Below are 13,023 nucleotides of genomic sequence, written 5' to 3'. Positions count from 1 at the left end.
CATCGGTGAACGGCGGGTGGAAATTGGCCAGCAGGGCCGGTCCTTTCGCGGGTAAACCCGCTCCTACAGGTGCAGTACCAGAGACCTGCTCAGGCGACGCAAGCCTCCAGGGCTTGAGCCTCTACCCCCAGCAACCGGCTGATCCGCGCGCAGTCATCTTCCCGGCGCAACTCGGCAAACAACACCACCGCTTCAGGGTAACTGCGAGTCAGCATCGCCAGCCACTGCTTCATCCGCCCCGGCGCATAACGCGGCGACAATTTGGCCTGAGCCTGACACCAGAACTCACGCAACAGAGGCAACAAGTCCTGCCAGCTCATCGGCTGATAGTCGCGCCCGTCCCGCGCCGCTGCAATCTGCAGACCCAGGTCCGGGCGCGATACCAGCCCACGCCCGAGCATGATGTCTTCAGCGCCACTGACCTCGCGGCAACGCCGCCAGTCATCAACCGTCCAGATCTCGCCATTGGCGAACACCGGCACCTTGACCACATCCTGTACCCGCGCCACCCACTCCCAGTGCGCTGGCGGCTTGTAGCCCTCAACCTTGGTCCGCGCGTGCACCACCAGATGTGCCGAACCGCCCTCGGCCAGCGCCGTGGCGCACTCCAGCGCCCCGTCGGGGCTGTCAAAGCCCAGGCGCATCTTCGAGGTCACCGGGATATTCGCCGGTACTGCACGCCGCACCTCACGCACAATGGCGTGCAGCAACTCTGGCTCCTTGAGCAGTACCGCACCACCTCGCGACTTGTTCACTGTCTTTGCCGGGCAACCGAAGTTCAGGTCGATCACCGGCGCCCCAAGCTCGCAAGCCAGTGCGGCGTTTTCCGCCAGGCATACCGGGTCCGAACCCAGCAATTGCACACGCATGGGCACACCGGAAGCGGTGCGCGCGCCCTGGCGCAGCTCAGGCGCCAGCTTGTGGAACGAGGACGCCGGCAACAGACGGTCGCACACGCGAATGAACTCGGTGACGCACCAGTCGATACCGCCCACGCGGGTCAATACGTCGCGCAGGATGTTGTCGACCAGCCCCTCCATGGGGGCCAGGGCAATTTGCATGTCGGGGTCTCAGCGGAAAAAGCCGGCAGTTTAACAAAAATTGCCGGCGACTCAGGCACCGATCAGCGCCGGACCGTAACCCTCGACGAATTCCGCCGGCATACGCCTGGGCTTGCCGCTGGACAGCTCGATGCAGGCAAAGGTGGTTTGCGCGCGCAGCAGTGTCACACCATCGCGCGGGCGCTTGAGCTGAAAACGCCGGGTCATGCGCAGGCGCTGGTCCCAGTCAATGATCCAGGTGGCCAGTTGCAGCTCGTCGTCCTCATAGGCAGCGGCCAGGTAGTCGATTTCGTGGCGCACCACGGCCATCGCCCGGTCAAGGCGCCGGTATTCGGCCAGGTCCAGCCCCAGGCGCTGGGAATGGCGCCAGGCGCAACGCTCAAGCCAGGTCACGTAGACCGCATTGTTGGCGTGGCCAAGGCCGTCGATGTCCTCGCTGCCGACGCGCAGGTCGATGACGAAGGGTGTTGCCAGGTCCCAGCTCATTTTCGCTTCCTTGGCGCAAAAGGCGATTTAGCAGCGATCTGCGGGGCAATGTCCAGCCCCTGTGAGCCTGAGGCGGTCGTTATAGGGGCGGGCTTGCCCGCGAATCAGACACCGCGGTGGATGGCCCCGGCGGCGATACCGATATTCGCCGCTGAAGCCGCGCCGACACTGACCGCCTCAGCCCGAGCCAGCAATTCGAGCACGGCTTCACTCAGCCGCGGGTCGGCCAGCACTCGCTGGTGACCACCCTCTTCCAGCAGCATCAGCCGGCTGTCGAACCAGGCCTTGTGGATGACATGTGCCTCATCTGCGGACACGAGAGCATCATCGGCAGCATGCACCACCAGCCCCGGCAGCTCCAGCTGGTAACCCGTGACATCCAGCCGCGCAATCTGCATGCCCACATCGCGCTCGATCTGGCGAATGAACGCTGCCCGTGCCCGGGCTGGCAGCCCCAGGCGATGGGCAAAACCACGCAACACACCGAGCAACCGCGCCGGCGCTGCAATGCTGACAGCCGCCTCTGTACGCAGCCCCATCTGCAAAGCCAGCAGCACGCTCGCCCCACCCATGGAATGGCCAATGACTGCACGCAAGGGCGGCAACTCAGCCACAGCCTCAAGCAGCGCCCGGGCAAACAGCACCACATTCGCTTGCTCGCCAGGCGAACGACCATGCCCAGGCCCTTCCAGCGACACCACCGTATGCCCCGCCTGAACCAAGGTCTCGATCAAGGCGGCAAACTGCGTCGGGCGCCCCTCCCAACCGTGCATCAGCAGCACGGTCGGCCCTTGACCCCAGCGCAAGGCAGACAGACCGAAGCGCAGCGTAATGCGCTCGGCGCTGGCCAGCACAGGCAGCTCCCAATCCCGCGGCGGCAGGTTGCGCGGAGTCATGAAGGCTCGGCGCATCTTGCCCGCGACATGCTCGGGGGCCAGGCGGCCCAAGGTGCCATTGACACCGCGAATCCAGCTCAGGGTGGTCATCGCCATGCTCCAGGTTTAAAGCACCGCCGATTTGGCGGCGCGCAGAATACGGTCAGACAGGTCACTGGTCCCCAAGGCCCGGGCCAGCGCCAGCCCCCCAACCATCAGGGCCAGGTCGGCCAGCGCTTTGTCGGCATCCTCAGGGCGGTCAACCATCGCGGCAGTCATCAACTCGATGTGCTCGGCCAGCACCTCGCGGAAGACCTCCGGCAGGCGCTGCATTTCGCCCAACGCGTTAGGCAGCGGGCAAGCATGCACTTCGCAGTCCCGGTGCTTGCGCGAGAGGTAGAAGGCGCCAGCCAGCGCTCGCCGCCCGGCGCCATCGAGACTGGGGTCGATCTGGGCGAGCAAGGCTCGGCGCTCACCCAACAATTGGCGGAACGCCTCGAGCATCAGCTCGTCCTTGCTGTCGAAGTGTGCGTAGAAGCCGCCGACGGTCAGGCCTGCCGCACCCATCACCTGGCTGACGCTGGGCTCGGCCGGGCCGTGCTGGATCAGCGCAGTGCGCGCAGCCTCCAGAATGCGTTCGCGGGTTCTGCTCTTCTTGTCGCTCATCGGGCACGCACCAAACAAAATATGATGATCGAAATATTATTCTCATCATATTTTTTGGCAAGCAGAACCTGCGACCGCTTGTCGGAGGGAAAATTATTGGGGAAGGAAAAAACAAAAGGCCCATTCAATAAGCGAATGAGCCTTTAAAGTCCCGCAAAACGCGGGTAAACGTGGCGTCCCCTAGGGGACTCGAACCCCTGTTACCGCCGTGAAAGGGCGGTGTCCTAGGCCACTAGACGAAGGGGACGTAACCTTCGCGAAGATCCACTCGTGTGAACCCTGGCAGAAATGGTGGAGCTAAGCGGGATCGAACCGCTGACCTCCTGCATGCCATGCAGGCGCTCTCCCAGCTGAGCTATAGCCCCGAAACAAAAGGCTCATCAATAATCGACGAGCCTTTTTAAGCCCTGCAAAACGCAGGAAAAGTGGCGTCCCCTAGGGGACTCGAACCCCTGTTACCGCCGTGAAAGGGCGGTGTCCTAGGCCACTAGACGAAGGGGACGTAACCTTCGTGCCGATCCGCTAACGCGAACCGCGGCAAAATTGGTGGAGCTAAGCGGGATCGAACCGCTGACCTCCTGCATGCCATGCAGGCGCTCTCCCAGCTGAGCTATAGCCCCGGATTTCTAGCCTCGCGGCCCAGCGACATACCAACATCGCTTGTGTAAAACTGGCGTCCCCTAGGGGACTCGAACCCCTGTTACCGCCGTGAAAGGGCGGTGTCCTAGGCCACTAGACGAAGGGGACGAACCTTCTTACCTTCAAGACCCGGTTGCTGGACCCGGTCTTGCTTATCAGCCTTGGCTGCTAAGCGGAATTTGGTGGAGCTAAGCGGGATCGAACCGCTGACCTCCTGCATGCCATGCAGGCGCTCTCCCAGCTGAGCTATAGCCCCACAATGTCGCTTTGAACTTAACCGCTGGCTGGGTGGCTAGCGTTTCGTTTTCGTTCATCGCTGTGGACGGGGCGCATATTAAGATCGGATTGCAGGGCTGTCAAACTAATTTTCAAAAATATTCAAAAATTTTTTCACAGATAACAATCACTTACCGCCCTGCCCCGGTTTTTTGGGGCTTAGTTGGCCTGTGGGAGCGGGCGTGCCCGCAAATGCGGTATTGAATTTACCATTGCATTCGCGGGCACGCCCGCTCCCACAGGTTAGGTGCAAAGCTGAATCAGGCAATGGAAGCCAACAGCTTTTCCCACTCTTTGTTTTCTTTCTTCGACACCCCACCCAGCAGGTCCAAGGCCTGGCGCAGGCGGTAGCGGGTCAGGTCGGGACCGAGGATTTCCATGGCGTCCAGCACCGAAACCGAGCTGGCCTGGCCGGTGATGGCGGCGAACATCAGCGGCATGGCGTCACGCAGCTTCAGCTCCAGCGCCTCGACCACGGCCTGGATGCAACCGGTGATGCGCTCTTTTTCCCACTGGCGCAGGCTTTCAAGCTTCCACAGGATCAGCTGGATCACCTGGCGCACCTGGTCGGCCGACAGTTTCTTGCTTTCGAACAGCTTGGCGTCCAGCTTGAGCGCGCCTTCGAAGAAGAACCCGCCCAACGGGGCTACCTGGCTGAAGGTTTCTACCCGGCCCTGCACGTGCGGGGCAATCTTCATCATGTAATCGCTGTTGAACGCCCATTTCTGCAGGCGTGCGGCGAATTCCTCTACCGGCAGCTCGCGCAGCCACTGGCCGTTGAGCCAGGACAGCTTCTCGATGTCGAAGATCGGGCCGCCCAGCGAGATACGCGACAGGTCGAAGTGCTCGACCATTTCGGCCAGCGAGAACTTCTCGCGCTCGTCAGGCATCGACCAGCCCATGCGGCCAAGATAGTTGAGCATCGCTTCAGGCATGAAGCCCATGCGCTCATAGAAGGTGACCGAGGTCGGGTTCTTGCGCTTGGACAGTTTGGATTTGTCCGGGTTGCGCAGCAGCGGCATGTAGCACAGCTTGGGCTGCTCCCAGCCGAAGTACTCGTACAGTTTGATCAGCTTGGGCGCCGATGGCAGCCACTCTTCCCCACGCAGCACGTGGGTGATGCCCATCAGGTGGTCGTCGACCACGTTGGCCAGGAAGTACGTCGGCAGGCCGTCGTTCTTCATCAGTACCTGCATGTCCATGCGGTCCCACGGGATCTCGACATCGCCGCGCAGCATGTCCGGTACCACGCAGATGCCTTCGCTCGGCACCTTCATGCGGATCACGTGCGGCTCGCCAGCGTCCAGGCGGCGCTGCACTTCTTCGGCGCTCATCAGCAACGCACGGCCATCGTAACGCGGGGTTTCGCCGCGGGCCTGCTGCTCGGCACGCATCTGCTCCAGCTCTTCGGCGGTGCAGAAGCAGTAGAAGGCGTGGCCGGCGTCTACCAGTTCCTTGGCGTACTTGGCGTAGATTTCGCCACGCTCGCTCTGCCGGTAAGGGCCATGCGGGCCGCCGACATCCGGGCCTTCGTTCCATTCGATGCCAAGCCAGCGCAGAGCGTCGAAGATCTGTTGCTCCGACTCGCGCGTGGAGCGCAGCTGATCGGTGTCTTCGATGCGCAGGATGAACTCACCGCCGTGCTGCTTGGCAAAGCAGTAGTTGAACAGGGCGATGTAGGCAGTGCCGACATGGGGGTCGCCGGTAGGCGATGGCGCAATACGCGTGCGTACGGTGGTCATGGAGAGTCTCGAACGAAAGATGAAACAAAGGCGGGATGTTAGCAGGAGGCGGGCACCGGGCTCCAGCAATGGCGCGAACGTCACTTGTCGACAGGCCCGGCGCCGCTGTTAAATTTGTTTACATTTCTGGAACGATAGTCCCCATGCCTGCCCAACTCAAACGCCGCCTGACGATCTTCTTCACCCTGGTGGCCATCATTGCCCTTGCCTTCCTGGCCCACTGGTACTTCAAGGGCCGCTTCTACGAAAGCACCGACAACGCCTACGTGCAGGGCGAGATCACCCGTATCTCCAGCCAGCTCGGCGCACGTATCGAAACAGTGCCGGTCGAGGACAACCAGCACGTCAGCAAGGGTAGCTTGCTGGTGCGCCTGGAAGCCGCCGACTTCGAGCTGGCGGTCGAACGCGCCCGTGCCGCCCTGGCCACCCGCGAAGCCGAGTATGCGCAAGCGCAAAGCCGCCTCACCCAACAAGGCAGCCTGATTGCCGCCGGCCAGGCCCAGTTGGCGGCCACCCAGGCCACGTTCGACCGCTCGCGGCTGGACCTGAGCCGCGCGGAGAAGCTGCGCAAACCGGGTTTTGTCTCCGAAGAGCGGGTCACTACCCTGTCGGCGGACAGCCATGTCGCCGGCTCCCAGGTCGACAAGGCCCGCGCCGACCTGCAAAGCCAGCGCCAGCAGGTCACCGCCCTGAACGCCGAGCTCAAGCGCCTCGATGCGCAAATCGCCAATGCCCGCACCGACCTGGCCCAGGCCGAACTGAACCTGACCCGCTGCGAAATCCATGCGCCGATCAGCGGCACCATCGGCCAGCGTAGTGCGCGCAATAGCCAGGTGGTGCAGGCCGGTGCCTACCTGCTGTCGATCGTGCCGGATGAAGACATCTGGGTGCAGGCCAACTTCAAGGAAACCCAGATCGGCCGCATGCACCCCGGCCAGCGCGCAGAGCTGCTGTTCGACAGCTACCCAGACACACCGATCGAAGGCCGGGTGGACAGCCTGTTCGCCGCGTCCGGTGCGCAGTTCAGCCTGCTGCCACCGGACAACGCCACCGGCAACTTCACCAAAGTTGTGCAGCGCATCCCGGTAAAACTCACGTTCCGCGCCGACAACCCGTTGCATGGGCGTATTCGCCCCGGCATGTCGGTGACCGCCACTGTCGACCTGCGCAGTGAAGACGTAGACCACAATGGCCGGTGACCAACTGCTGCGCCCCACGGCGGAGCCAACCCGGCGCGACTGGATCGCGGTGATGAGTGTGATGCTCGGTGCCTTCATGGCAGTGCTGGACATCCAGATCACCAACTCCTCGTTGAAGGACATCCAGGGCGCACTGTCGGCGACGCTGGAAGAAGGCTCATGGATTTCCACCTCGTACCTGGTAGCGGAAATCATCATGATCCCGCTAACAGCCTGGCTGGTGCAGTTGCTGTCGGCGCGGCGCCTGGCGGTGTGGGTATCCGGCGGCTTCCTGCTGTCGTCGCTGCTATGTTCGATGGCCTGGAACCTGGAGAGCATGATCCTTTTCCGCGCCCTGCAGGGTTTCACCGGCGGCGCGCTGATCCCGCTGGCCTTTACCCTGACCCTGATCAAGCTGCCCGAGCACCACCGCGCCAAAGGCATGGCGATGTTCGCCATGACCGCCACTTTTGCCCCCTCCATCGGCCCCACCCTGGGCGGCTGGCTGACCGAGAACTGGGGCTGGGAGTACATCTTCTACATCAATATCCCGCCGGGCCTGCTAATGATCGCCGGCTTGTTATACGGGCTTGAGAAGAAGGAGGCGCACTGGGAGCTGCTGAAAAGTACCGATTACGCCGGGATCGTCACCCTCGGCCTTGGGTTGGGCTGCCTGCAGGTGTTTCTCGAGGAAGGCCATCGCAAGGACTGGCTGGAGTCGCACCTGATCGTCGGCCTGGGCAGCGTTGCCCTGGTCAGCCTGATCACCTTCGTCATCCTGCAGTTTTCCAAGCCACACCCACTGATCAACCTGCGCATCCTCGGCAACCGCAACTTTGGCCTGTCGAGCATCGCCAGCCTGGGCATGGGCGTGGGCCTGTACGGGTCGATCTATCTGCTACCGCTGTACCTGGCGCAGGTACAGGGTTACAACGCCTTGCAGATTGGCGAGGTGATCATGTGGATGGGTATTCCGCAGCTGTTCCTGATCCCGCTGGTGCCGCAACTGATGAAGGTGATATCGCCCAAGGTACTATGCGCGCTGGGGTTTTGCTTGTTCGGCGCTGCCAGTTTCGGTTCGGGGGTGCTCAACCCGGACTTTGCCGGGCCGCAGTTCAACCATATCCAGATCATCCGCGCCCTGGGCCAGCCGATGATCATGGTGACCATCTCGCTGATTGCCACCGCGTATATCCAACAACAGGATGCCGGGTCCGCGTCGAGCCTGTTCAATATTCTGCGTAACCTCGGTGGCGCGATTGGTATTGCCTTGCTGGCCACCCTGCTGGATGCGCGGACCAAGGTGTATTTCGACTACCTGCGCGAATCGGTGGTGCCGAGCAACCCGCAGGTGGCTGAGCGGCTGGCGCAATTGGCGGAACGGTTGGGCAGTGACAATGCAGCGCTGGGCAAACTTAGCGAGATTACCCACCAACAGGCCATGATCATGGCGTACAACGATGCCTTCCACTTTGTCGGAATCGGGTTGGCGGTGAGCATGGTGGCGGTGTTGCTGACCCGCAAGTTGCCGGAGGGGCTGAAGGCTGGGGAGGCCCATTGAGGCTATTACAGATTAGATGCGGTCCCTGTGGGAGCGGGCATGCCCGCGAACACCGGCGCAGCCGGTGCCAGCCACCGCGTTGAATTCTTCGCGGGCACGCCCGCTCCCACAGGGCCCGCGCCCGGCTTCAGCTGCTAATCAACCGCTCCCGCAGCTGCGCAATCTCGTCACGCAACTGCGCCGCAGCTTCGAACTCCAGGTCGCGGGCGAACTGCATCATTTTCTCTTCCAGCTGCTTGATGCGCTTGGTGATCTCGCCCGGCGTACGCAGTTCGGCCTCGTAACGGGCGCTCTCCTCCGCCGCCTTGGCCATGCCCTTGCGCTTCTTGCTGCGCGCACCGGGCACGGTGGCACCCTCCATGATGTCGGCGATGTCCTTGACCACGCCCTTGGGCACGATGCCGTTGGCTTCGTTGAAGGCGATCTGCTTCTCGCGGCGGCGCTCGGTTTCGTCGATGGCTCGCTGCATGGAGCCTGTTACGTTATCGGCGTACAGAATGGCCCGGCCATTGAGGTTACGTGCCGCGCGGCCAATGGTCTGGATCAGGGAGCGCTCGGAACGCAGAAAACCTTCCTTGTCCGCATCGAGGATGGCCACCAGCGACACCTCGGGCATGTCCAGGCCCTCGCGCAGCAGGTTGATGCCCACCAGCACGTCGAAGGTGCCCAGGCGCAGGTCGCGGATAATTTCCACCCGCTCCACCGTATCGATGTCCGAGTGCAGGTAGCGTACCCGCACGTCGTGGTCGGCCAGGTAATCGCTGAGGTCCTCGGCCATGCGTTTGGTCAACGTGGTCGCCAGCACTCGCTCGCCTGCCGCGACACGCTTGCGGATCTCGGACAGCAGGTCGTCGACCTGGGTCAACGCCGGGCGCACCTCTACCTGCGGGTCGACCAGCCCGGTCGGGCGCACCACCTGCTCCACCACGCGCCCGGCATGCTCAGCCTCGTAGGGGCCCGGGGTGGCCGAAACGAAAATGGTCTGCGGGCTGACATCCTCCCACTCGTCGAAACGCATCGGCCGGTTGTCCAGCGCTGAAGGCATGCGGAAGCCGTACTCGACCAGGGTCTCCTTGCGTGAACGGTCGCCCTTGTACATGGCACCGACCTGCGGAACGCTGACGTGGGATTCGTCGATCACCAGCAGCGCATCGGGCGGCAGGTAATCGTAAAGGGTGGGCGGCGGCGCCCCGGCCGGGCGCCCGGACAGGTAACGCGAGTAGTTTTCGATGCCGTTGCAGTAGCCCAGTTCGAGGATCATCTCCAGATCGAAGCGGGTGCGTTGCTCCAGGCGCTGCGCTTCGACCAGCTTGTTGGCCTTGTGCAGGTATTCCAGACGCTCTTTCAGTTCGTCCTTGATGCCCTCCACTGCTTCCAGCAGGGTTTCCCGCGGGGTGACGTAGTGGCTCTTGGGGTAGAAAGTGAAACGTGGCAGCTTGCGGAAAACCTCACCGGTCAACGGATCGAAAGCGGCGATGTTCTCCACTTCATCGTCGAACAGTTCGATACGGATGGCTTCCAGATCCGATTCGGCCGGGAAGATGTCGATCACGTCGCCGCGTACCCGGAAAGTGGCACGGGCAAAGTCCATTTCGTTGCGGGTGTACTGCAGGTCGGCCAGGCGGCGCAGCAGCGCGCGCTGGTCGAGCTTGTCGCCACGGTCCACGTGCAGGACCATTTTCAGGTAGGTCTCGGGGCTGCCCAGGCCGTAGATGCACGACACAGTGGTCACGATGATCGCGTCACGCCGCTCCAGCAGCGCCTTGGTCGCCGACAAGCGCATCTGCTCGATGTGGTCGTTGATCGAGGCGTCCTTCTCGATGAAGGTGTCTGACGACGGCACGTAGGCTTCTGGCTGGTAGTAGTCGTAATAGGAAACGAAGTACTCCACCGCGTTATTGGGGAAGAACGCCTTGAACTCCCCGTACAACTGCGCGGCCAGCGTCTTGTTGGGCGCCAGCACCAGCGTCGGGCGCTGCACCTGCTGGATGACGTTGGCAATACTGAAGGTCTTGCCCGAGCCAGTCACCCCGAGCAGCGTCTGGTGCGACAACCCCGCCTCGATGCCTTCGACCAACTGGCGGATAGCCTCGGGCTGGTCGCCGGCCGGCTGGAAACGTGTGACGAGCTGGAACTCGGACATGAAGGACCTCGCGGTGCAGCAGCTGTAAATTTAGCCAGTAGTCTATACCCAAATGCGCCCGTTCGGGGGCGCTTTCAAGGCACAGGAGTGGGCGTGTGCAACGGTGGACACGGCAATTGGACCAATGGTCGAAAAATATTTGCGCAAATAGCCCTAAAAGCTGCGCCAGAGTGTCGCGGTGACCGGTCGGTATCACTATACTGACTCCCCGTTTGTGCACCGCTTCAGTGCATTCGGCTGGAGCGTGTACGCCCTATCACACTCCAATCAGAGCCAAGGTAACAATGAGCCTGTTTTCCGCTGTCGAGCTGGCACCCCGCGACCCTATTCTGGGCCTCAACGAAGCATTCAACGCCGACCCACGTACCGACAAGGTCAACCTGGGCGTAGGCGTGTATTGCAATGAGGAAGGCCGCATTCCGCTGCTGCGCGCCGTGATCGAAGCCGAAACCCAGCGTGCCGCCCAGCACGCTTCGCGCGGCTACCTGCCGATCGACGGCATCGCCACCTACGACCAGGCTGTGCAGAAGCTGCTGTTCGGCGCCGAGTCGCCACTGCTGGCCGCTGGCCGCGTGGTCACCGTGCAGGCCGTCGGTGGTACCGGCGCGCTGAAGATCGGCGCCGACTTCCTCAAGCGCCTCTCGCCAAACGCCGTGGTTGCCATCAGCGACCCGAGCTGGGAAAACCACCGTGCGCTGTTCGAATCGGCCGGCTTCCCGGTGCAGAACTACCGCTACTACGATGCGCCGACCAACGACGTCAACCGCGCTGGCATGCTCGAAGACCTCAACGCCCTGCCGTCCGGCTCGATCGTGGTGCTGCACGCCTGCTGCCACAACCCGACGGGTGTCGACCTGAACCTGGACGACTGGAAGAACGTCCTGGAAGTGGTCAAGGCCAAGGGCCACGTGCCGTTCCTCGACATGGCCTACCAAGGCTTTGGTGACGGTATCGCCGAAGACGCCTTCGCCGTGCGCCTGTTCGCCGAGTCGGGCCTGGAGTTCTTTGTTTCCAGCTCGTTCTCCAAATCGTTCTCGCTGTACGGCGAGCGCGTCGGCGCACTGTCGATCGTCACCGCCTCCAAGGACGAGAGCACCCGCGTGCTGTCGCAGGTCAAGCGCGTGATCCGCACCACCTACTCCAACCCGCCAACCCACGGCGCAACCATTGTTGCCACCGTGCTGAACAGCGCAGAGCTGCGCCAGATGTGGGAAACCGAACTGGCCGAAATGCGCGAGCGTATCCACGGCATGCGCAAACAGATGGTATCGCTGCTGGCCGAATACGGTGCCAACCGCGACTTCAGCTTCGTTGGCCGCCAGGTCGGCATGTTCTCCTACTCGGGCCTGACCGTTGAACAGGTCGCCCGCCTGAAGAACGATTTCGGCATCTATGCCCTGGACACCGGCCGTATCGCGGTGGCCGCGCTGAACCAGAGCAACATCCACGTGGTGACCAAAGCTATCGTGGAAGTGCTGTAACTCATTGTTTTGCCTGGGGGTGGGTTGACTTCTCCCGGGCAATCAGTAAGATACGCGCAGATTCCGCGATAGCTCAGTCGGTAGAGCAAATGACTGTTAATCATTGGGTCCCTGGTTCGAGTCCAGGTCGCGGAGCCAGACATTGAAGAAGCCCCCGGATGCGCAAGCAACCGGGGGCTTTTTCGTTGCGCTGAAATTATTGGCCAGCAACGGTGAACGGCGGGCGGAGATTGGCCAGCAGGCCCGGCCCATTCACGGGTGACCCGGCGCCAACGGCCTGTGCCGAATCACCAATGCGTGTGCAGGACCGGGTTTACCCGCGAAGAAGCCGGCATCGCCAACAGAGGCCTCAATCACTGCGCCCGATCGGGTAAAACGCCCCCCGGCTCCACACCCCAAGCCATTCCTCACCATCGATCACACGCGGCACCGCCAGCTCCACCAGTTGGTAAAACACATTGCGATGTATCAGCGCCTCCAGGTTGCTGCGCATCAGCACATACGGTGATGGCTCCTGCGTCACCGGGTCGATCACCACCCGCAGGGGGTTATCCGGCCCGGCCTCGACCTGGTCCTCGACATTGCTGGTAAAGCGCAGCACCTGCTGTTCGCCTTCCCCCTGCACTTCCAGCAGCACGGCCACGAACGGCGCATCGTCGACACGAATGCCGACTTTCTCTACCGGGGTGATCAGGAAATAGTCATCGCCATCGCGGCGAATGATGGTCGAGAACAGCCGCACCATCGGCTTGCGCCCGATCGGCGTGCCCAGGTAGTACCAGGTGCCATCACGGGCGATGCGCATGTCGATGTCACCACAGAAATCCGGGTTCCACAGGTGCACCGGCGGCAGCCCCTTGGCCTTGGGGATCTGCGCCAGAAGGTCATTGGCCTTGCCGGAGTCACTCATCACGC

General features: G+C 62.4%; 10 protein-coding genes and 7 tRNA genes. 4 read left to right on the top strand and 13 right to left on the bottom strand.

Annotation, left to right across the window (positions count from 1 at the left end):
* Positions 1–89: 89 nt before the first annotated feature.
* The 11 genes from ACF8EF_RS09760 to gltX all read right to left on the bottom strand — a co-directional run bounded on the left by ACF8EF_RS09760 (position 90) and on the right by gltX (position 5,745).
* Positions 90–1,061 carry a tRNA-dihydrouridine synthase gene (locus tag ACF8EF_RS09760; RefSeq protein WP_176685747.1) on the bottom strand — a complete coding sequence of 324 codons (972 nt, stop codon included), beginning with the start codon at positions 1,059–1,061 and terminating at the stop codon, positions 90–92.
* Positions 1,062–1,112: 51 nt separating this feature from the next.
* Positions 1,113–1,547 carry a thioesterase family protein gene (locus tag ACF8EF_RS09755; RefSeq protein WP_003247186.1) on the bottom strand — a complete coding sequence of 145 codons (435 nt, stop codon included), beginning with the start codon at positions 1,545–1,547 and terminating at the stop codon, positions 1,113–1,115.
* A gap of 104 nt (positions 1,548–1,651) precedes the next feature.
* Entirely contained in the window at positions 1,652–2,533 is an 882-nt protein-coding gene (locus ACF8EF_RS09750) for an alpha/beta fold hydrolase (RefSeq protein WP_392529084.1), read from the bottom strand.
* 15 nt (positions 2,534–2,548) lie between these two features.
* Positions 2,549–3,088 carry a TetR/AcrR family transcriptional regulator gene (locus ACF8EF_RS09745; RefSeq protein WP_176685749.1) on the bottom strand — a complete coding sequence of 180 codons (540 nt, stop codon included), beginning with the start codon at positions 3,086–3,088 and terminating at the stop codon, positions 2,549–2,551.
* Between the two features lie 171 nt (positions 3,089–3,259).
* Positions 3,260–3,335: transfer RNA gene (locus tag ACF8EF_RS09740), tRNA-Glu, on the bottom strand.
* A 42-nt stretch (positions 3,336–3,377) separates the two neighbouring features.
* Positions 3,378–3,453, bottom strand: a tRNA-Ala gene (locus tag ACF8EF_RS09735).
* A 61-nt stretch (positions 3,454–3,514) separates the two neighbouring features.
* Positions 3,515–3,590: transfer RNA gene (locus tag ACF8EF_RS09730), tRNA-Glu, on the bottom strand.
* A gap of 42 nt (positions 3,591–3,632) precedes the next feature.
* Positions 3,633–3,708: transfer RNA gene (locus ACF8EF_RS09725), tRNA-Ala, on the bottom strand.
* A 51-nt stretch (positions 3,709–3,759) separates the two neighbouring features.
* A tRNA-Glu gene (locus tag ACF8EF_RS09720) sits at positions 3,760–3,835 on the bottom strand.
* Between the two features lie 72 nt (positions 3,836–3,907).
* A tRNA-Ala gene (locus ACF8EF_RS09715) sits at positions 3,908–3,983 on the bottom strand.
* A 280-nt stretch (positions 3,984–4,263) separates the two neighbouring features.
* Positions 4,264–5,745: a glutamate--tRNA ligase gene (gltX, locus tag ACF8EF_RS09710; RefSeq protein ID WP_010952995.1), complete on the bottom strand. Its 1,482-nt coding sequence runs from the start codon at positions 5,743–5,745 to the stop codon at positions 4,264–4,266.
* A gap of 143 nt (positions 5,746–5,888) precedes the next feature.
* Here gltX and ACF8EF_RS09705 point away from each other — a divergent pair, with 143 nt between their 5' ends.
* A complete protein-coding gene (locus tag ACF8EF_RS09705; RefSeq protein ID WP_392529083.1) occupies positions 5,889–6,944 on the top strand; it encodes an HlyD family secretion protein in 1,056 nt (351 codons plus the stop codon).
* Positions 6,945–6,993: 49 nt separating this feature from the next.
* Positions 6,994–8,484, top strand: coding sequence for an MDR family MFS transporter (locus ACF8EF_RS09700; RefSeq protein ID WP_176685756.1), 1,491 nt, complete (start codon positions 6,994–6,996; stop codon positions 8,482–8,484).
* Positions 8,485–8,611: 127 nt separating this feature from the next.
* On the opposite strand, the gene uvrB is transcribed toward ACF8EF_RS09700, so the two are convergent.
* The gene (gene uvrB, locus ACF8EF_RS09695; RefSeq protein WP_176685751.1) at positions 8,612–10,627 is read right to left on the bottom strand and encodes an excinuclease ABC subunit UvrB; all 2,016 of its coding nucleotides are present in this window, start codon (positions 10,625–10,627) and stop codon (positions 8,612–8,614) included.
* 284 nt (positions 10,628–10,911) lie between these two features.
* Here uvrB and ACF8EF_RS09690 point away from each other — a divergent pair, with 284 nt between their 5' ends.
* The gene (locus tag ACF8EF_RS09690) at positions 10,912–12,108 is read left to right on the top strand and encodes an amino acid aminotransferase (RefSeq protein ID WP_176685752.1); all 1,197 of its coding nucleotides are present in this window, start codon (positions 10,912–10,914) and stop codon (positions 12,106–12,108) included.
* Positions 12,109–12,170: 62 nt separating this feature from the next.
* Positions 12,171–12,246: transfer RNA gene (locus ACF8EF_RS09685), tRNA-Asn, on the top strand.
* A gap of 211 nt (positions 12,247–12,457) precedes the next feature.
* Here ACF8EF_RS09685 and ACF8EF_RS09680 read toward each other — a convergent pair.
* A complete protein-coding gene (locus tag ACF8EF_RS09680; protein ID WP_176685753.1) occupies positions 12,458–13,018 on the bottom strand; it encodes a DUF1285 domain-containing protein in 561 nt (186 codons plus the stop codon).
* Between the last annotated feature and the right edge of the window lie 5 nt (positions 13,019–13,023).

Source organism: Pseudomonas sp. zjy_15, assembly GCF_043101865.1.
Lineage (GTDB): Bacteria > Pseudomonadota > Gammaproteobacteria > Pseudomonadales > Pseudomonadaceae > Aquipseudomonas > Aquipseudomonas putida_Y.
This window is presented reverse-complemented; position numbering and strand designations above follow the sequence as displayed.